The sequence below is a fragment of the Pseudomonas sp. CFBP13508 genome (assembly GCF_005233515.1).
GTDB lineage: Bacteria > Pseudomonadota > Gammaproteobacteria > Pseudomonadales > Pseudomonadaceae > Aquipseudomonas > Aquipseudomonas mercuritolerans.
In genome coordinates, this window is record NZ_QFZZ01000012.1 from 68,253 (window position 1) to 87,004 (window position 18,752).

The 18,752-nt window shown below is 61.6% G+C and carries 18 protein-coding genes; 11 read left to right on the forward strand and 7 right to left on the reverse strand.

The window, feature by feature from the left end; all coding sequences use genetic code 11:
- Nucleotides 1-11 precede the first annotated feature (11 nt).
- Together PspCFBP13508_RS25495 and PspCFBP13508_RS25500 are read right to left on the reverse strand one after the other, a co-directional pair.
- On the reverse strand, nucleotides 12-677 hold the full coding sequence (locus PspCFBP13508_RS25495) for a CoA transferase subunit B (protein ID WP_016774134.1): 666 nt from the start codon (nucleotides 675-677) through the stop codon (nucleotides 12-14).
- Between the two features lie 24 nt (nucleotides 678-701).
- The gene (locus tag PspCFBP13508_RS25500; RefSeq protein ID WP_016774135.1) at nucleotides 702-1,400 is read right to left on the reverse strand and encodes a CoA transferase subunit A; all 699 of its coding nucleotides are present in this window, start codon (nucleotides 1,398-1,400) and stop codon (nucleotides 702-704) included.
- A 278-nt stretch (nucleotides 1,401-1,678) separates the two neighbouring features.
- Between PspCFBP13508_RS25500 and PspCFBP13508_RS25510 the strand changes: the two genes are divergently transcribed.
- On the forward strand, nucleotides 1,679-2,629 hold the full coding sequence (locus tag PspCFBP13508_RS25510; RefSeq protein WP_137216118.1) for a LysR family transcriptional regulator: 951 nt from the start codon (nucleotides 1,679-1,681) through the stop codon (nucleotides 2,627-2,629).
- Between the two features lie 76 nt (nucleotides 2,630-2,705).
- On the opposite strand, the gene PspCFBP13508_RS25515 is transcribed toward PspCFBP13508_RS25510, so the two are convergent.
- Nucleotides 2,706-3,323 (reverse strand): DNA-3-methyladenine glycosylase, encoded by a 618-nt coding sequence (locus tag PspCFBP13508_RS25515; RefSeq protein WP_137216119.1) that lies wholly within the window; start codon nucleotides 3,321-3,323, stop codon nucleotides 2,706-2,708.
- A 58-nt stretch (nucleotides 3,324-3,381) separates the two neighbouring features.
- A complete protein-coding gene (locus PspCFBP13508_RS25520; protein ID WP_137216120.1) occupies nucleotides 3,382-4,464 on the reverse strand; it encodes a trifunctional transcriptional activator/DNA repair protein Ada/methylated-DNA--[protein]-cysteine S-methyltransferase in 1,083 nt (360 codons plus the stop codon).
- A gap of 109 nt (nucleotides 4,465-4,573) precedes the next feature.
- On the opposite strand from PspCFBP13508_RS25520, the gene PspCFBP13508_RS25525 reads away from it, so the two are divergent.
- Nucleotides 4,574-5,005: a VOC family protein gene (locus tag PspCFBP13508_RS25525; protein WP_016774139.1), complete on the forward strand. Its 432-nt coding sequence runs from the start codon at nucleotides 4,574-4,576 to the stop codon at nucleotides 5,003-5,005.
- On the opposite strand, the gene PspCFBP13508_RS25530 is transcribed toward PspCFBP13508_RS25525, so the two are convergent.
- Nucleotides 4,987-6,105 carry a carboxylate-amine ligase gene (locus tag PspCFBP13508_RS25530; RefSeq protein ID WP_137216140.1) on the reverse strand — a complete coding sequence of 373 codons (1,119 nt, stop codon included), beginning with the start codon at nucleotides 6,103-6,105 and terminating at the stop codon, nucleotides 4,987-4,989. The two genes, PspCFBP13508_RS25525 and PspCFBP13508_RS25530, sit on opposite strands and share 19 nt — an antisense overlap.
- A 158-nt stretch (nucleotides 6,106-6,263) precedes the next feature.
- Between PspCFBP13508_RS25530 and PspCFBP13508_RS25535 the strand changes: the two genes are divergently transcribed.
- The 5 genes from PspCFBP13508_RS25535 to PspCFBP13508_RS25555 all read left to right on the forward strand — a co-directional run bounded on the left by PspCFBP13508_RS25535 (nucleotide 6,264) and on the right by PspCFBP13508_RS25555 (nucleotide 12,154).
- Nucleotides 6,264-6,539 carry a hypothetical protein gene (locus PspCFBP13508_RS25535; RefSeq protein WP_130911145.1) on the forward strand — a complete coding sequence of 92 codons (276 nt, stop codon included), beginning with the start codon at nucleotides 6,264-6,266 and terminating at the stop codon, nucleotides 6,537-6,539.
- A 36-nt stretch (nucleotides 6,540-6,575) separates the two neighbouring features.
- Entirely contained in the window at nucleotides 6,576-8,225 is a 1,650-nt protein-coding gene (gene mqo / locus PspCFBP13508_RS25540; RefSeq protein ID WP_137216121.1) for a malate dehydrogenase (quinone), read from the forward strand.
- A 183-nt stretch (nucleotides 8,226-8,408) separates the two neighbouring features.
- Entirely contained in the window at nucleotides 8,409-9,014 is a 606-nt protein-coding gene (locus PspCFBP13508_RS25545; RefSeq protein WP_039763256.1) for a biliverdin-producing heme oxygenase, read from the forward strand.
- A complete protein-coding gene (locus PspCFBP13508_RS25550; RefSeq protein WP_137216122.1) occupies nucleotides 9,011-11,248 on the forward strand; it encodes an ATP-binding protein in 2,238 nt (745 codons plus the stop codon). The genes PspCFBP13508_RS25545 and PspCFBP13508_RS25550 overlap by 4 nt, the downstream gene beginning before the upstream one ends.
- A 318-nt stretch (nucleotides 11,249-11,566) precedes the next feature.
- Nucleotides 11,567-12,154: a LysE family translocator gene (locus tag PspCFBP13508_RS25555; RefSeq protein WP_137216123.1), complete on the forward strand. Its 588-nt coding sequence runs from the start codon at nucleotides 11,567-11,569 to the stop codon at nucleotides 12,152-12,154.
- A 150-nt stretch (nucleotides 12,155-12,304) separates the two neighbouring features.
- Here the strand turns inward: PspCFBP13508_RS25555 and PspCFBP13508_RS25560 are convergent, their stop codons facing one another.
- A complete protein-coding gene (locus PspCFBP13508_RS25560; RefSeq protein ID WP_137216124.1) occupies nucleotides 12,305-13,138 on the reverse strand; it encodes an AraC family transcriptional regulator in 834 nt (277 codons plus the stop codon).
- 168 nt (nucleotides 13,139-13,306) lie between these two features.
- Here PspCFBP13508_RS25560 and PspCFBP13508_RS25565 point away from each other — a divergent pair, with 168 nt between their 5' ends.
- The gene (locus PspCFBP13508_RS25565) at nucleotides 13,307-13,699 is read left to right on the forward strand and encodes a GFA family protein (RefSeq protein ID WP_130909518.1); all 393 of its coding nucleotides are present in this window, start codon (nucleotides 13,307-13,309) and stop codon (nucleotides 13,697-13,699) included.
- Between the two features lie 741 nt (nucleotides 13,700-14,440).
- On the opposite strand, the gene PspCFBP13508_RS25570 is transcribed toward PspCFBP13508_RS25565, so the two are convergent.
- Complete coding sequence (locus PspCFBP13508_RS25570; protein WP_130909519.1) at nucleotides 14,441-15,271, reverse strand: alpha/beta hydrolase; 831 nt, start codon at nucleotides 15,269-15,271, stop codon at nucleotides 14,441-14,443.
- A 250-nt stretch (nucleotides 15,272-15,521) separates the two neighbouring features.
- Between PspCFBP13508_RS25570 and PspCFBP13508_RS25575 the strand changes: the two genes are divergently transcribed.
- From PspCFBP13508_RS25575 to PspCFBP13508_RS25585, 3 genes are read left to right on the forward strand one after another with little or no spacing between them, the layout of a single operon-like run.
- Nucleotides 15,522-15,977 (forward strand): (2Fe-2S)-binding protein, encoded by a 456-nt coding sequence (locus tag PspCFBP13508_RS25575; RefSeq protein ID WP_137216125.1) that lies wholly within the window; start codon nucleotides 15,522-15,524, stop codon nucleotides 15,975-15,977.
- Between the two features lie 22 nt (nucleotides 15,978-15,999).
- Nucleotides 16,000-18,162 (forward strand): xanthine dehydrogenase family protein molybdopterin-binding subunit, encoded by a 2,163-nt coding sequence (locus PspCFBP13508_RS25580; protein ID WP_137216126.1) that lies wholly within the window; start codon nucleotides 16,000-16,002, stop codon nucleotides 18,160-18,162.
- A 1-nt stretch (nucleotide 18,163) separates the two neighbouring features.
- Nucleotides 18,164-18,742: a hypothetical protein gene (locus PspCFBP13508_RS25585; RefSeq protein WP_137216127.1), complete on the forward strand. Its 579-nt coding sequence runs from the start codon at nucleotides 18,164-18,166 to the stop codon at nucleotides 18,740-18,742.
- Nucleotides 18,743-18,752 lie beyond the last annotated feature (10 nt).

Sequence of the window (18,752 nt, forward strand, 5' to 3'; positions counted from 1 at the left end):
GTGCGAATTCCTCACTGGGCAGCGAACTGCATTTCCGGTACATGATCCGGGACGATCAGTTTACCAGCGGTTTTGGCGACGATTTCCTCAACGCTGACGCCAGGTGCGCGTTCCTTGAGGACAAAAGCGCCATTTTCGATTTCCAGATAGGCGAGGTCGGTCAGCACGCGCTTGATGCAGCCGGCACCGGTCAGCGGCAGGCTGCATTTGGCCAGCAGCTTGGACTCACCGTCCTTGGACGCGTGGGTCATGATGACAATGATGTTGTCGGCGCCGGCCACCAGATCCATCGCGCCGCCCATGCCCTTGACCAGTTTGCCGGGGATCATCCACGAAGCGATGTTGCCTTCAACATCCACTTCAAAGGCGCCAAGGACGGTCAGGTCGACATGGCCGCCACGGATCATCGCGAAGGATTCGGCGGAGTTGAAAATCGACGCGCCGATCCGCGCCGTCACCGTTTGTTTGCCGGCGTTGATCATGTCGGCATCAATGGTTTCTTCGGTCGGGAACGGGCCCATGCCGAGCAGGCCGTTTTCCGATTGCAGCATGACTTCCATGCCTTCGGGGATGTAGTTGGCGACCAGGGTCGGAATGCCGATGCCGAGGTTGACGTAGTAGCCGTCCTGCATTTCGCGGGCGACGCGTTGAGCCATTTGTTCGCGGGTAAGTGCCATGTTGTTGTTCTCCGTAGGCCTGAATTATTTGCGGATGGTGCGCTGTTCGATGCGTTTTTCGAACGTGCCGCAAATGACCCGGTCGACGTAGATGCCCGGGGTGTGGATCTGCGTCGGGTCGAGTTCGCCGGGTTCGACGATTTCTTCGACTTCGACCACGGTGATCTTGCCGGCGGTGGCCGCCAGCGGGTTGAAGTTCTGCGCGGTGTGGCGGTAAACGACGTTACCGAAATGGTCGGCCTTCCAGCCTTTGACGATGGCGAAGTCGCCGGTGATGGATTCTTCCATCAGGTACTTGCGACCCTTGAATTCCCGCACTTCCTTGCCTTCGGCGACCGGGGTGCCAACGCCAGTGGCGGTGAAGAACGCTGGAATGCCGGCGCCACCTGCGCGCATCTTCTCGGCCAAGGTGCCTTGCGGGGTGAGGATGACTTCGATCTCGCCCTTAAGCAGTTGTTCTTCGAACAGCTTGTTTTCGCCGACGTAAGAGGCGATGACCTTGCTGATCTGGCGGTCGGTGAGCAGCACGCCAAGGCCGAACCCATCGACGCCGCAGTTGTTGGAAACCACGGTGAGGTCACGGGTGCCCTTGCGCTTGATCTCGGCGATCAGGTTTTCTGGGATGCCGCACAGGCCAAAGCCGCCGGCGATGACGGTCATGCCGTCTTCCAGCCCGGCCATCGCTTCCTCGTAGGAATACACACGCTTGTCGAAACCTGCCATAGGCACCTCTTTTATTATTTGCGGGCGGCTGGCTAGCCGAATGACTGGAGTGTCTCTCTGCGGGATATATTTGTTAAGTTGATTTTTGCGGTTGATTGATTGATAAACATCAATAATCAATGTTTCGGCAACCTGATGTAGGAGCTGCCGAAGGCTGCGATCTTTTGCCGTTGATTTTCAAGATCAAAAGATCGCAGCCTTCGGCAGCTCCTACATGGAGTCGTCGCATCACGGCTTGCAGCTTGAAGCTTGCCGCTCGCAACTGGAGCAAAGCGACCATGACCATCAAACAGATCCGTGCCTTTCTCGCCGTGGCCCATAGCCTGAGCTTCGCCGTGGCCTGCGAGCGTCTGCATTTGTCGCAATCGGCGCTGAGCCTGACCATCAAAGCGCTGGAAGAGGGCTTGGGCGGGCGCCTGTTCAGCCGCAACACGCGTAATGTCGCGCTGACCCCGGAAGGCGAGTCCCTGCTGCCGCTGGCGCGCCGCTTGATCGCCGATTGGGACAACGCCGAAGACGAGATGCGCCAGCGTTTCAGCCTCCAGCGCGGACGCGTGACGCTGGCGGCGATGCCGTCGTTTGCCGGCAATCTGCTGCCGCCGATTCTCAAGAGCTTTCGCGCGCGCTATCCGAACGTCAACGTCACGGTCAATGACGTGATCAACGAACAAGTGCTGGAAATGGTCCGCGATCGTCAGGTTGAACTCGGTGTGGCGTTCGAGCCGATGCAGAGCACGTCGATGACATTCACACCGCTGTATGTCGATCGCTTTGTCGCCGTGGTGCCGGCCGATTCAGCGCTGGCCGGTCGCGCCGATATCGATTGGCAGACCTTGCTGCAGGAACCGTTCATCACCCTGCAGCGGCCATCGACCGTGCGGGTGATGCTGGAAGAGCATTTGCAGGCGCGCGGAATGAAGTTGCCGGTGGAGTTCGAAAGTCATCAATTGGCGACGGTCGGGCGAATGGTTGCCAGCGGGCTTGGGGTCAGCGCGGTGCCGGCATTGTGCGCGGGGCAGATGCGCGAACTGGGCGCGCATTGCCTGACCTTGAATGACTCTGTCGAACGCGCGATTGGTGTATTGACCGAGCCGGGCAATGAACTGTCGGCGGCGGCGCAGGCGCTGTTCGAGATTCTCAGGGCGGAAAATTTGCAGCGGCAGTTCGATTTCCCCCTCACCCCAGCCCTCTCCCCAAGGAGAGGGGGAAAGGGAGCCGACCGCGTTTAGTTTCAACTCCCGGGTTCTACCTGCCGCCTCCAATTGATGTGGGAGCAAGCCTGCTCGCGAAAAACGATAACTCGGTCTAAGCCTTGGCCACGCGCCACAGATACCAGGCCGCCACCGTCCGATAAGGCCTCCACGCCTGGCCAATCTCGATCATCTGTTTGCGCGTCGGCTGCACCTCCAGTCTCTTCAAGCGCCGATATCCCTCACGCACGCCGAAGTCATCGGCCGGCAGAATGTCCATGCGTTCGAGGCTGTAGATCAGCAGCATCTCCACGGTCCAGCGGCCGACACCGCGCAGGCTGGTCAGGCGTTCGATCAGGGTTTCATCGCCCATCGCCCGTGCAGTCGGGTAATCCGGCACCACGCCGTCCAGCGTCGCCTGGGCAATCCCTTGGATCGTCGCGATCTTGCTGGCGGAAAATCCGCAAGCGCGCAGTTGCTCGACCTCGGTAGCCAGAATCTGCTGCGGACGCGGAAACGCCTGCCCCGGAAACAACTCCACCAAACGCCCAAGGATCGCATCGCCGGCCTTGGCGTGCAGTTGCTGATAGGCAATCGCCCGGACCAGCGATTCATAGGGATCGCGCGCCGGATGTGGCTGATGCAGGCACGGGCCGACGGCGCTGACATGGCGCTGCCAGTCAGTGTCTATCGCGGCCAGAAAAGCGCTGGCCATCTCATACATGTCAGCCATGTTGCGGTGATTCGGACATACCCATCGAAATCCTTACTTGCGTGTTGGATTGCATGGCTCAAAAAGCCAATTGTTGAGTCATTTGCAGTGCGGCGTTTTCCAGCCTGAGCAAGAACGCCTTGCGCGGTTGTCCGCCGCCATAGCCGGTCAGCGATCCGTCGGCGCCGATCACTCGGTGGCATGGCACCACGATCGACAGCCGATTGTGCCCGTTCGCCAAGCCGACGGCACGGCTGGCGCCGGGTTTGCCCAGGCCTGCCGCGATGGCGCCGTACGTGCTGGTGTGGCCATAGGGAATTTGCAACAGCGCCGCCCACACCTCACGGGCGAACGCGCTGCCGGGCAGGTGCAGCGGCACGTTGAACCGAGTGAGTTTGCCGGCGAAATAATCCGCCAGTTGCACCTCGATCTGCTGCAAGTGGGCGTTATGCCCCGGTGCAATCGCGTAGCCGTAACGGTTTTGCAGGGCTTCGACTTCACGGGTCAGCGCCGGGCGGTCGAGAAATTCCAGCAGCACCAGCCCACGGCGCTCGGCCATGGCGATCATCGGCCCCAGCGGCGTGGTCAGGCGAGTGAACAGCAACGGTTCACTATTGGCCGCGCGGCCCGGGGTGATGTGGAAGGACTTCTGAAATGCGTCGCGAAAACCACTGAGCGATTCATAGCCGGAGTCGAAAGCGGCGTGATCGATCGAAGTGCCTTGCCTGATTCCGCCCAGGGCCATGCCGAGGCGTCGTGTGCGCAGCCAGGCGTGGAAGGTCATGCCGAAGTGCTGCTTGAACCAGCGCCGCAATTTCAGCGGTTCGATGCCTTCGGCGAGCAACTGCGCATCGCTCCAGCGCCGTTCGGGATCGGCGTCCACCGCATTCAGCAGGCGCTGCACCCAGTCCGGGGCGATGGCTGCTGCGTCCAGCGGTTTGCAGCGCAGGCAGGCGCGGTAACCGGCGCACAGGCACTCGTCGGCGTGGGCGAAGAATTCGACGTTTTCCGGTTTCGGCTTGCGCGCCGTGCAACTGGGGCGGCAAAAAATCCCGGTGGTTTTCACGGCGGTGAAGAACACGCCTTCATAGGCAGTGTCGCGCTCGAGCATGGCGCGAACCATTTCGGCGTGGGGCGGCAGGACAGCGGCTGGTATGTTCATGGCGTGAGAGTAAATCCGCTTTGTCGATGGCTCCACCGAAAAATCGACAGTGAATTTTTTCCCTTGTGCAGCACAATGGGCGGGTCGCCGCTTTCGAGGAAGCCAGCCCATGCATCCATTTTCCATTCAGCACATCGATCATATCGTCCTGCGCGTCGCCGACCTGCAACGCAGCATCGATTTCTACGCCAGGGTGTTCGGCGCCGAAGTGGTCAGGCATAACCAGCCGCTGGGGCTGGTGCATTTGCGCGCTGGCACGTCGATGATCGATCTGGTCGACTTGCACGGCGAACTCGGGCGCAAGGGCGGTGGCGCGGCGCAGGCGCAGCGACGCAATGTCGACCACTTCTGCCTGCGCATCGAACCGTTCGACGAAGCCGCGCTCATCGCTCACCTGCAATCGTTCGGGCTGACCGTTGAACAAGCCGCCAGGCGTTTTGGCGCCGAGGGTTACGGCTTGTCGCTTTACTGTTTCGACCCGGATGGCAATCAGGTCGAACTCAAAGGCCCGTCCGAGAGCGATCAGCCAGCGGTTTCCTGAAGCAGCAACTCGGTCACTTGCGCCAGAGCCGAGCGGCCGTTTTGCGGTTGTTCAGACGCCAGATTCAACAGCGCCAGTTGCCGGTCGGCGCTGGTGCCGCTGGCGATGATCGCCCGCGCACGCTCGAACAACTGCGCCGCGCCCAATGCCTGCGCCGTATCGGCGAAACGCTGCTCGGCCAGCTCCAGCCATTGCCCGATCGAACAGTCGCCGTCGATACCTTCGACCAGAAAGCGCGCATTAAGCCCCAGGCGCTTGGCGCGCCAGCGGTTTTCTTCCAGCATCGAACGCGCGGTCTGGTCGTACAGCAATCCGGGCCGCCGCTGTGCACTGGCATGAGCCACCAATACCCGGAAAAACGCCGCCAGGGTCAGCGCATCGTCGACCCGAGGGCAGGCGTCGGTCATGCGCAGTTCGAGAGTCGGGAAACGCGCGGCCGGGCGCACGCCCCACCAGCATTCGCCTGGCTGAGTGATGGCGCCGATGCGCGTGAGAAACGCCAAGTGTTCGTCGTAATGGCGCTGATCGGCAAACAGCGGCGCAATGCCCATGCGTGGCCACTCGTCACACGCGGTCTGCCGGTAGCTCATGAAGCCGCTGGCGGCGCCATCCCAGATCGGCGAGGAGCAGCTCAGCGCCAATAGCAGAGGCGTCCACGGCAGCACTTCGTTCATCACCTCAACGCGATCCAGCGGCTCTGCCACCTCGACGTGCACATGCAAGCCCGACAGCACGCTGCGGCGGGCGACATGGCCGTAGCGTTCGAACAGATACCGGAAATGGTCCTCGTCGGTCGGAATCTGTTCGCGCCAGTCGGCCAGCGGATGACTGCCGGCGCTGAGCACGCCCAGGCCAAACGGCTCAAGGGCTGCGCGCAGGGCCTGACGGCTGCCACGCAAGAAATCGCCGGCATGCACGAAATCTCCGAACACCGGCGAAGCCACTTCGATCTGGCCCTGGAACATCTCCGTGGCAAACCACGCGCCCATGGCCGCCCGGCATGCCTCGATGGCCTGCGGCGGCGGGCTGCCGACCATGCGCAGGGTTTGCAGGTCAGTGATGAAATATTCTTCCTCGATGCCAAATCGCGGGCTGGTCATGGCGCTGCTCACGCAACTGTTTCTCATGGGAACCGCGCGTGGCAGCGGTGGTTCACGCCAGGCGACCAGCGCCGCGAATGCACCGTTGGTCTTTTCCATTGCACTTGGAGGGCCTGCGGTTTTCCAAACAGTCCGATCAACGTGTTCTGGAGGCAGACATGAACAACCCATCCAGCAACGACAAGGCGCTCAACGAAACCATCAATCCCAACGACGACGGTTTCGTCATTGGCACGGCCGGGCGTGATGAAGACCCCAACGCCACCACCGACTGGGACGTCAGCCGCGACAACGAAGATGTCATGACGCCCGAGGATACTCGCGGTCTGCCCGGTTATCCCGGCGCGGAAAAGAACAACCCTTCGAAACCGGTTCCCGACAGCAGCGTGCCCGCCAATGGTGATCCAGCCGTGCAGAACGACGGCGCCGACTAAACTGGCGCTATCGCCGACAGAGCCCAAGGAGGCCCCATGAACAACCCGATGCGCACCTGCGCACTGGTCGCCTTGACCCTCTCGGTCGGCATTGGCCAGGCGTATGCCGAACAAACCAAACGAGTCGACGTCATGCTGGTCGGCGGCGGCATCATGAGTTCGACGCTGGCGGTCTGGCTCAGTGAGCTGGAGCCGGGTTGGTCGATGGAAATGGTCGAGCGTCTGGACAAGGTCGCCGAGGAAAGCTCCAACGGCTGGAACAACGCCGGCACCGGCCACTCGGCGCTTGCTGAACTGAACTACACGCCGGAAAAGGACGGCAAGATCGACATCACCAAGGCTGTCGAGATCAACGAGGCGTTCCAGATCACCCGGCAGTTCCTCGCCTGGCAGGTGAAAACCGGCGTGCTGAAGAATCCGCGCTCGTTCATCAACTCCACGCCGCACATGAGTTTTGTCTGGGGCGACGACAACATTCGTTTCCTGAAGAAACGCTACGAGGCGTTGCAGGCCAGCCCGCTGTTCCGCCCGATGCAGTATTCCGAAGACCCGGAGCAGATCAAACAATGGGTACCGTTGATGATGGAAGGGCGCGACCCGACACAGAAGATCGCCGCCACCTGGACGCCGATCGGCACCGACGTCAATTTCGGCGAGATCACCCGTCAGTTCGTCAGCCATCTGCAAAGCCGCGATAACTTCAACCTCAAACTGTCCACGGAAGTGCGCGACATCAGCCGCAACGACGATGGCTCGTGGCACGTCGAATACAAGAACCTCAAGGACGGCACCACGGCCGCCACCGACGCCAAATTCCTCTTTATCGGCGCTGGCGGGGCGGCGTTGCCGCTGTTGCAGAAGTCCGGCATCGAGGAAGCGAAAGACTACGCCGGGTTCCCGGTGGGCGGCTCGTTTCTGGTGACCGACAACCCCGAAGTCGCGCAGCGGCACATGGCCAAGGCTTACGGCATCGCCTCCACCGGCGCGCCGCCGATGTCGGTGCCGCACCTCGACACGCGAGTGCTGGATGGCAAACGGGTGATTCTGTTTGGCCCGTTCGCGACGTTCTCCACCAAGTTCTTGAAAGAGGGTTCGTATTTTGATCTGCCGGCCAGTACGACCCTGCACAATCTCTGGCCGATGGTTCGGGTCGGCGTGCGCGAGTTCGATCTTGTGCAATACCTCGCCGGCCAGTTGATGCAGTCCGATGATGACCGTTTCGAGGCACTGCGCACCTACTTCCCCCACGCGAAGAAGGAAGAGTGGCGGCTGTGGCAGGCCGGCCAGCGCGTGCAGATCATCAAGAAGGATGAGCAGCAGGGCGGGGTGCTCAAACTCGGCACCGAAGTTGTCGCCTCGAAGGATGGCAGCATCGCCGGGCTGCTCGGCGCATCCCCTGGCGCCTCGACTGCCGCGCCGATCATGCTCGATCTGATGGGCAAGGTGTTCAAGGACAAACTGGCCTCGGCGCCGTGGCAGGACAAGCTGCGGCAGATCGTGCCCAGCTATGGCACGCGCCTGAACGAACACCCGGACAAGGTCATGGAGGAGTGGCGCTACACCAGCGAAGTGCTGCAACTCACGCCGCCTCCGGGCATCGATCAGGCCCCGGCGCAAAACCCGCCGGGCAATATCGACGCCGTGCAGCAGAAGAATCTGGACAGCGATCCCGATCTCAAGCCCTGAGACTGGCAGATGTGGCGCGGGTCGAACTTTTTTGATCCGGCGCCACTCTGAACGTGTCATAGGGTCGCGGTTCGACAGAAAAAACGCTCCGGCAGTCAGAAAAAGCTGCGTGGCGTGATAAATTCCCCGCACGTCGAGCCCACCCAGAATGGCCCCTGCCGGGTCCCACCAAGAGCGATCTACATGCAAGCAAAGGCCCGTGAGGTTTATGTGCCACCGGTGCTGCAGGATCTGCGGGCCGGCACAGCCGAACTGCACATCGCACTGGAAAAACGCCTTCCCTTTTTCTCCGACACCCTCGATACCGCCGCTTTCGAGCGCCTGATGGCGGCCTATTACGGTTTTTATCAGCCGCTGGAACGGGCGTTACTCGCCAGTGGCGCGGTCCCGGACGATTTCAATCTGACGCCTCGTCTGAAAGCCGAGACCTTGCACGCCGACCTGCGCGCGCTGGGCGCGACGGCCAATGATTTGCCGCTGTGCGAGGACCTGCCAGTCATCGACTCCAGCGCTGCCAGCCTTGGCGTTCTGTACGTGCTCGAAGGCGCGACCCTCGGCGGGCAGATCCTGCGCCGGGAGATCGCCGCGCGGCTGAATCTGGACGCCGACAACGGCGCCGCGTTTCTCGATGTCTACGGCGCGGCCACCGGGCGGCGCTGGCGTGAGTTCATCGAATACCTGAGCAACCGGCCCATGGCGGCCAGCGAACGCGCGGCCGTGGTCAGCGCAGCACAAACCACATTCAGCTGTTTCGAGCAATGGCTCGAGCGCCAGGAGGTACTGGCATGAACCCGCAAGACCCACAAGCCTTTGAAGAACTGCTGGCCAACTGTGCCGACGAGCCGATCCGCTTTCCTGGCGCGATCCAGCCCCATGGTCTGCTGCTGACCCTGACCGAGCCTGCGCTGCAGATCATTCAGGTCAGCGCCAACGTCGAAACCCTGCTGGCCCGCGCGCCCGAATCCTTGATCGGCCAGCCGCTGCACAGCCTGATCGGCGCCGAACACACCGCGCAAGTGCTGCAAGCGTTGCAACAGGCGACGTTCTCCGAGGCGGCGCCGCTGCGCTTCGAGCTCAATGGCACTGAGTTCGAAGGTTTGCTGCACCGCCATCAGGGTGTGCTGATTCTCGAGCTGGAAATTCATGTGAAGAACTTCCAGCCGCGCAACGTCGCCGGGGTCAACACCCACTTGGGCCGCATGCTCCAGCGCCTGCAAGCGGCGACCACGCTGCAGGCCCTGTACGACATCAGCGTCAAGGAAATCCAGGCGATGACCGGTTACGACCGGGTGCTGATCTATCGCTTTGAGGAGGAGGGCCACGGTCAGGTCATCGCCGAAGCGTCCGATCCGTCGATGGAAGTGTTCAACGGCCTGTTCTTCCCGGCTTCGGACATTCCCGAGCAGGCGCGCGAGCTGTATCGCACCAATTGGCTGCGGATCATCCCCAACGCCGATTATCAGCCAGTGCCGCTGGTGCCGAAGCTGCGCCCGGACACGCAGACGCCGCTGGACCTCAGTTTTGCCACGCTGCGCAGCGTCTCGCCGATTCACTGCCAGTACATGAAGAACATGGGCGTGCTGTCGTCGATGAGCATTTCCCTGCTCAAGGGCGACAAGCTCTGGGGCCTGATCAGCTGCGGCAACCGCCAGCCGCTGCACGTGCCGCATGAATTGCGCATGGCCTGCCAGACCATCGGCCAGGTCCTGTCGTTGCAGATCAGTGCCATGGAAACCCTTGAGCTGACCCGTCAGCGTGAAGAGAAGGTCGAGGCGTTGGCGCGGCTCAATCAGGCGATGATCGATTCGCCGCAGAACGTCTTCGACGGCCTCGCCCAGCAGCCTGCAACGCTGATGGCGCTGGTCAATGCCGGCGGTATCGCGATCATCGAAGACAAACAGTTGCACCGTTACGGCAACTGCCCGGCGCCGGAAGAAATTCGCGCGCTGCACAAATGGTTGCAGGCGCGCGGCGAGCCGGTGTTTGCCAGCCATCACCTGTCCAGCGTTTACCCGCCGGCGGCGCAGTTTCAGTCGGTGGCAAGTGGTGTGCTCGCCATGAGCCTGCCCAAACCGGTGGACAACGGCGTGCTGTGGTTCCGTCCGGAAGTTAAGGAAAACATCAACTGGAGCGGCGACCCGCGCAAGCCGCTGGATCTGGAAAACTCCGACGCCGGGATGCGCCTGCGTCCGCGTACCTCGTTCGAGATCTGGAAAATCGAGATGGCCGGGATCTCCGCCAAGTGGAGCCACGGTGATCGGTTCGCCGCCAACGATCTGCGCCGCTCGGCACTGGAAAACGATCTGGCCCGCCAGGTGCGTCGCGAGCAGGCGGCCGTGCAGGCGCGCGACGATCTGGTGGCGGTGGTTTCCCACGACCTGCGCAACCCGATGACGGTGATCTCCATGCTCTGCGGCATGATGCAGAAAGCCTTCAGCTCGGAAGGCGCGCACACCTCGCGGCGCATCTCCACGGCGATCGACACCATGCAACAGGCCACGGCGCGGATGAACACGCTGCTGGAAGACCTGCTCGATACCTCGAAAATCGACGCCGGGCGCTACTCCATCACCCCGCAAGCGCTGGAGGTCGGGCTTATCTTTGAGGAGGCGCAGGCATTACTGTCGCCGCTGGCTCAGGTCAAGGACATCAGCATTTCCTTCCAGGCCGATCCTGATTTGCGCATCCACGCTGACCCCGAGCGGCTGTTCCAGGTGCTGTCGAACCTGGTCGGCAACGCCATCAAGTTCACTCCGCGCATGGGCACCGTCGGCGTCCACGCCAAGTCGGTGGGCGATGAGATTGTCTTTATCGTGCGCGACAGTGGTGAAGGCATTCCCAAGGAGCATCTGCCGCATGTGTTCGATCGTTACTGGACGGTGAAGGAAGGCAACCCGACCGGTACGGGCCTGGGTTTGTACATCACCCAGGGCATCGTCGAAGCCCACGGCGGGCAGATCGTCGCCGAGAGCGAGCCGGGGCAGGGCAGCGAGTTCCGCTTCACCGTGCCGCGCCTGGCCTGACTGCCCCTGTAGGAGTGAGCCTGCTCGCGATGCATTGTTACGTACATATTGGTTGAACGTACCGACGTCATCGCTAGCAAGCCAGCTCCCACAGGTTTTGTGGGGGGGGCGAGATTTGAGTCTCACGCAAAACCTTGTGGGAGCGAGCCTGCTCGCGAAGACGTCAGCCCAGCCAACACTGGGCTGACTGACCCACCGCTTTCGCGAGCAGGCTCGCTCCCACAGGTGATTCGCATCCTCAGGGTCATTTTCTTCAATACCTGAAATAAGCCCCTAGCTACCGTAGCCACCTCGTTCTTCGTTTGAAGCAGGTGTGCAATGAGTCTGATTCTTTCCATGGCGGCGTTTGCCCTGGCCGCATCCATCACCCCCGGGCCGGTCAATATCGTCGCCTTGAGTTCCGGCGCGCAGTATGGCTTTCGTGCCAGTCAGCGACACGTCGCCGGGGCGACGTTGGGGTTTGTGCTGTTGCTGGTGCTGATGGGCCTGGGCCTGCATGAGGTGCTGCAACTTTGGCCGTTCATGGCCCGCGTGGTGCAATGGGCCGGGGTGGCGTTTCTGTTATTCATGGCCTGGAAACTGGCCAGCGATGACGGCCAGTTGCACACCAGCGAGTCCGGCCGCGCGCCTTCGATGCTCTATGGCGCGGTGATGCAATGGCTCAACCCCAAGGCTTGGTTGGCATGCGTAGCCGGCATGGGCGCGTTTGTCGCTGATGGCGAGGCGCGGCTGGTCTGGCAGTTTGCAGCGGTGTATCTGGTGATCTGTTATTTGTCGGTAGGCTGCTGGGCGTATGCCGGGACGTTCTTGCGCGGGTATCTGAGCAATACCGCCGGGATGCGCTGGTTCAACCGGTTGATGGCGTTGTTACTGGCGGTGAGTGCGCTTTATCTGTTGTTCACTTGATTTCCTGACCGCATTCCCTCTGTAGGAGCTGACGAGTGCAACGAGGCTGCGATCTTTTGATCTTGCTTTTAAAGATCAGGATCAAAAGATCGCAGCCTCGTTGCACTCGTCAGCTCCTACAGGGGGATCTGTATTTGCTGCAGATCGGGATCAGCCGCGATACTGCCCCGGCGTTGCCGCCAGATGCTGTTTGAACGCCCGCTGAAAATGCGCCTGATCGGCAAATCCGGCCTCTAGCGCCACATCGGCAATCAACCGCCCACTGCGCAAGCGCTCGCGGGCGAACTGGATGCGCTGGTTGACCAGGAAGGCATGCGGCGTCATCCCGTAGCGCTGTTTGAACGCGCGAATCAGGTATGACGGCGATAGTTGCGCCGCCGCGCAAATTGCCTCGAGGCTCAGCACTTCGGTGCAATGTCCACGGATGAAATCAGCGGCGCTTTCCAGCTTGGAATGTGGCTCAGCAACGGGCTCGTCCGCCGGATTCAGGCGCCCCTGCAAATCACTGAAAAACTCAACCGCCGCGCTGTGTTTCGCCAGCGCCTCCATTTGGTCGTCGAGCAAAACTTCATATAACCCGATCAACTTGCCAAACAGTTCGGCATCAGTCAGATGCGTGTCGGAAAACCGGCGAAATTCCAGCTCCCCGGCAAACCCCAACTGATGCTGCAAATCCGTCAGCCACGGCGTTTCGACATACAACATTACGTACGACCAAGGCTGATCATCGATCGGATTGCAGGCGTGCACATCGCCGGGATTCATCAGCACCACCGTGCCCGCCGCCACTTCAAATTGCGCTTGCTCATGCACATAGGTGCTGCGCCCGGCGGTAATTGCACCGATGGAAAAGTGCGCGTGGGAATGCCGCGCATAACAGACCTCGCGACCATCCGCGATGGCCCGCGCCTCGATGAAGGGAAGGGCGTCGTCGCGCCAGAAGCGCGGGGCTTTCTCGGGGTTTTTCGCAGCGGCGTGTTTCATCGTGATCGTCCCGGCAGGTTAGCGTCTGAGTGTATTAGCTCTGGCCAGCGAATGCCCGTTGCAGTGCGGCAACATTGAGTTCTTTCATCTGAACTATCGCCAGCATTGCAGCGCCGACTGTTATAGGCTCTGGGGGGCGCGACACCACGGGCGCAAAGGAGCTAAACCATGACTGCATTTACCGGCGGATGCCTGTGCGGCGACGTGCGTTTTCAAGCCATTGGCGAGCCTTACCGGGTCGGGCTGTGCCATTGCCTGGACTGTCGCAAGGTGCACGGCGCGTTGTTTCATGCCTCGGCGATTTTTCCTGAGGGCGCTGTGACCATCAGTGGTGAAACCCATGAGTATCAAGGACGACATTTCTGCCCGCGTTGTGGCTCGTCGGTGTTCAACCGCAGTGGTGATGAGGTCGAGGTGAACCTCGGCGCGCTGGATGCGCCGGATCAGTTGAAGCCGACTTATGAGAGCTGGATTGTGCGGCGTGAATCGTGGTTGCCGGATTTTCCGCTGGCCAGGCATTACCGTGGTGATCGTGAAGGCAAAGGGCGGGCAGAGGGGTAGGGGATTGATTCAGCCTTCAGCACGCCTGCGATTTCTGTGGGGGCGAGCCTGCTCGCGAAGGCTTGTTGTCAGGCGGTGGTTTTTTTTGAGTGAGTACATATCCATTGCTGCGGTAACGGCTGGCTAAGGTTTCGCCCTTACGGCGACTCACTTTTTTTACAAACGCCTAAAAAAAGTAAGCAAAAAAACGCTTGCTCCTACGTTCGGCCCTCGCAGGCTCGGGTTCCTTCGCTGCGGGATCGATCCGGGCGCAGCGGCTACGGTTTGCTTCGCTGCACCTCCTTCCGCTGTGTCTGGCTGCGCCAGACGGTCGCTGCGCTCCCACGCCCGGATCGATCCCTCCGCTCAGCCTTCCGACGTCGCCGGTGGATCAAGATCAAAAGCCGCAGGCGAGCTGACACTCGGCCTAGAGGTGAACGTGGGACTGTAGGAGCTGCCGAAGGCTGCGATCTTTTGATCTTGATCTGGTAGGAGTGAGCCTGCTCGCGATAGCTATCTCAAAGATACGAATGAATAGCGGAGCTACCTTGACCTCTGTGGGAGCTGGCTTGCCAGCGATGGCGGCCTTCCAGCCGACCAGTCTCTGGCGGATATACCCAATTCCAACTGTGGGAGCGAGCCTGCTCGCGAAGGCGTTGGGTCAGTCAACATGCAGGTGGCTGAACGAACGCTTTCGCGAGCAGGCTCGCTCCCACAATTTGTTTTATGGTGTCCGCTGCTATGGGTACATCCTCAGCTCTGTCAGCCGCGAATAAACGCCAACAAATCCGCATTGATGGTTTCCGCTTGCGTGGTCGGCATGCCATGCGGGAAGCCCGGATACGACTTCAGTGTGCCGTTGGGCAGCAGTTTCGCTGACAACGGTCCGGAGTTGGCGTAGGGCACGATCTGGTCATCCTCGCCGTGCATCACCAAAACCGGTACGGTGACTTTTTTCAGGTCTTCGGTGAAGTCAGTCTGCGAGAACGCGACGATGCCGTCGTAATGCGCCTTGGCGCCGCCGATCATGCCCTGGCGCCACCAGTTGGCGATGATCCCTTCCGCCGGCTCGGCGCCCGGGCGGTTGTAGCCGTAGAAAGGTCCGCTCGGCACATCGCGATAGAACTGCGCGCGATTCGCCGCCAACTGCGCTTGAAAGCCATCGAACACCGATTTCGGCAAGCCGCCGGGGTTGCTTTCGGTCTGCACCATCAATGGCGGCACGGCGCTGATCAATACCGCTTTGCTGACCTTGTCCTGGCCATGCCGGGCGATGTAATGGATCACTTCGCCGCCGCCGGTGGAATGGCCGACGTGCACCACGTTGCTCGTACCCAGATGATTGACCACGGCCAGCACATCGTCGGCGTAGTGATCCATGTCGTGGCCGTCCCAGACCTGGCTTGAGCGCCCGTGCCCGCGTCGATCATGAGCAACCACCCGAAAGCCCTGTGCCAGGAAAAACAGCATCTGCGCGTCCCAGTCATCCGAACTGAGCGGCCAGCCGTGGTGGAAGTGGATCACCGGCGCGTCGCGCGGGCCCCAGTCCTTGTAGAAAATGTCGACGCCGTCTCGAGTGGTGACAAAGCCCATAGGTGCTGCTCCTGACTCAAAGGATGGTCAACCGCGATGCATCGCGGACCGCTTGTGCAGAGGTACGACGACTCATTCGAGCCGTTATCAACTGTAGGAGCAATGCCGGGGTCTGCATGACCGCTGGTCACAACGGCTGGCTTCAGGCGCAAATTAGGCTTTGCTGAAAGGGATAAGCGCGGGCATCCGTAGGTTTTCACGACCACAGCGATGCCCCTTTGCAACACCGTGAGTCTGAGGAAATCACCCGATGTTGACCCTGAATATCAATGGCAAGGACCACGAGCTCGATGTCCCCGCCGACATGCCGCTGCTCTGGGTTCTGCGCGATGTCGCGCACCTGACCGGGACCAAGTTCGGTTGCGGCATGGCCCAGTGCGGCGCCTGCACCGTGCACGTCGACGGCGCGCCATTGCGCTCCTGTATCACCCCGGCGACCGCCGTTGCCCACGGCCAGAAAATCCTCACCATCGAAGGCTTGTCCACCGATGGCTCGCACCCGGTGCAGCAGGCCTGGGCCGAACTCGACGTGGTGCAGTGCGGTTACTGCCAGTCCGGGCAGATCATGTCCGCCGCCGCGTTGCTGGCGAAAATTCCCAAGCCCACCGACAGCGATATCGATCAGGCGCTCTCCGGCAATATCTGCCGCTGCGGCACCTATCCGCGCATTCGCGCAGCGGTCAAACGCGCCGCCGACATCGGCTGATTCATTCTCTGGGAGAGGGACGATGAACAATCCGCTATCACGTCGCGGTTTTCTCAAAGGCAGCGCTGTGTTGGGCGGCGGCTTGATGGTGGCGTTCGTGGTGCCGGGGGCCAATCGCTTCGCTCACGCGGCGGAGGATCAGAACAAGACGTTCGCGCCCAATGCGTTTCTGCGCATTGCGGCGGACAACAGCGTCACCGTGCTGCTCGGCCATTCGGAAATGGGCCAGGGCATCTGGACCGGCCTGACCATGCTGATCGCCGAAGAACTGGACGCCGACTGGTCGAAAATCAGCGTGCAACACTCGCCAGCCTCGGCGGCCGATTACGGTTTGCCGGCGTTCGGCGGCATGCAGATTACCGGCGGCTCGACTTCGACCTGGATGGAGTTCGACCGTTATCGACTCGCCGGGGCGACCGCACGGCAGATGCTGGTGGAAGCCGCAGCGAAACGCTTCGACGTCGCGCCGTCGACGATTCGCACGGAGTCCGGCGTGGTCATCGCCGGGGACCAACGCGCGACCTACGGCGAACTGGCCGATGCCGCCGGGCAACTGCCGGTGCCGGACCCGCAAACCATTACCTTCAAGGAAGCCAAGGACTGGAAAGTCATTGGCAAACCAACCAAGCGCCTCGACACCCCGGAAAAGATCACTGGCCGCGCCAAGTTCGGCATGGACGTGCAGTTCGAGGGCCTGATGACCGCGATGGTCGCCCGCGCCCCGGTGTTCGGTGCCACGGTGAAATCCTTCGAAGGCGCCGCAGCGCTGGCGATTCCCGGCGTGCACAAAGTGCTGCAGGTGCCCAGCGGAGTAGCGGTGGTGGCCGAGCATTTCTGGGCAGCGAAACTGGGGCGTGATGCTCTGAAGGTCGATTGGGATCTCGGGCCGCTGGCCGACATGAGCAGTGAAAAACTGCTGGAGAGTTTCCGCAAACTGGCGGCGACGCCGGGCACCTCTGCCACTCAGGCTGGAGACGCCAAGGCCAATTTCGGCAAAGCCGCGAAGAAGATCGAGGTCGAGTACAGCGTGCCGTATCTGGCCCACGCGCCGATGGAACCGCTCAACTGCACGGTGAAAATCAGCGCCGGCAAATGTGAAATCTGGACCGGCACGCAATTTCAGACGCTGGACCAAATGGTCGCCAGCAAGATCACCGGGCTCAAGCCCGAGCAGGTCGAAATTCACACCGAATTCCTCGGCGGTGGTTTTGGTCGCCGCGCCAATCCCACCTCGGATTTCGTCGCCGAAGCCGTGCAAGTGGCGAAAGCGGCGGGCCTGCCGGTGAAAACCGTGTGGGCGCGCGAAGATGACATTCGCGGCGGCTACTACCGCTCGATGTATCTGCACAAGGCGCAGGTCGGGCTGGGCGCTGATGGCTTGCCGATGAGCTGGCAGCATGTGCTGGTCGGTCAGTCGATCATGGCCGGGACGATGCTCGAGGCAGCGATGGTCAAGAACGGCATCGATGCGACGTCGGTCGAGGGCGTGGCTGACAGTCCGTACATCAAGGATCTGCCTCACCATCAGGTCGACCTGCATTCGCCGCAGACCGGCATCAATGTGTTGTGGCTGCGTTCGGTCGGCCATACCCACACGGGTTTTGTCATGGAATCGCTGATCGATGAACTGGCGACGGCGGCGGGCAAGGATCCGGTGGAGTACCGGCGAACGCTGCTCAAGGCGCACCCGCGCCACCTCGGCGTGCTCAATCTGGCGGTGGAGAAGGCCAACTGGGGCGCACCGTTGCCGGACGGGCATGCTCTGGGCGTGGCGGTACACGAGTCGTTCGGCAGCTACGTGGCGCAGGTCGCCGAGGTGTCGCAGGACAACCTGGCGATCCGTGTGCATCGGGTGGTCTGCGCGGTGGACTGCGGCATTGCGGTGAATCCGCAGAGCATCGCCGCGCAGATGGAATCGTGCATCACCTTCGGTCTTGGCATGGCGTTGCACAGCAAGCTCACCGTCAAGGACGGCGGCGTCGTGCAGTCCAACTATCACGATTATCAGGTGTTGCGGCTCAACGAAATGCCGGTGGTGGAAGTGCACATCGTCCCCAGCAGCGAAAAACCCGGCGGCATCGGTGAGCCCGGCGTGCCACCGACCGCGCCGGCCGTGGCCAACGCCGTGTTCGCCTTGACCGGGCAACGCCTGCGCGAACTGCCACTGCAACTGTCGGGGGTGTGAAATGAAACGACATCTTGTGTTGGGCACCGTCGTTTTGCTTGGTCTCGGTGGCTACGCTTCGGACCTGTTTGCCGAAGATCAGGAAGCTCTGAAAGCCTTCGCCACGGTGCAGAAAGTCTTCCAGAGCCCACGCTGCCAGAACTGCCACATTCCCGGCGATTCGCCGTTGCAGTTCGACGCCGGCATCCCCCACGCGATGAATGTGGTGCGCGGCATGGACGGCAAGGGCGCCGCCGGTTTGCCCTGCGCCACGTGCCACGCCGAAAGCAACCCGCCGGCCAGTTACGGCCCTCACGCGCCGCCGGGTGCGCCGCACTGTTGCCTGCCACCGGCGGCGCACAAAATGGCCTGGATCGGTCTGCCCTCGGACAAGCTCTGCGCGATGATCAAGGACCGCGCAAGCAACGGCGATCGGGATTTCGCTGCGCTGTTAAAACACGTCAGCGAAGACAAACTGGTGCTCTGGGGCTGGAATCCCGGGGCAGGGCGCGCACCGGTACCGGTGCCGCACGATATTTTCGTCGCGCAATTCAAACTCTGGGCTGATGCCGGCGGGCCGTGTCCGGTGGCGCAGATGTGAAGCCTCGGCG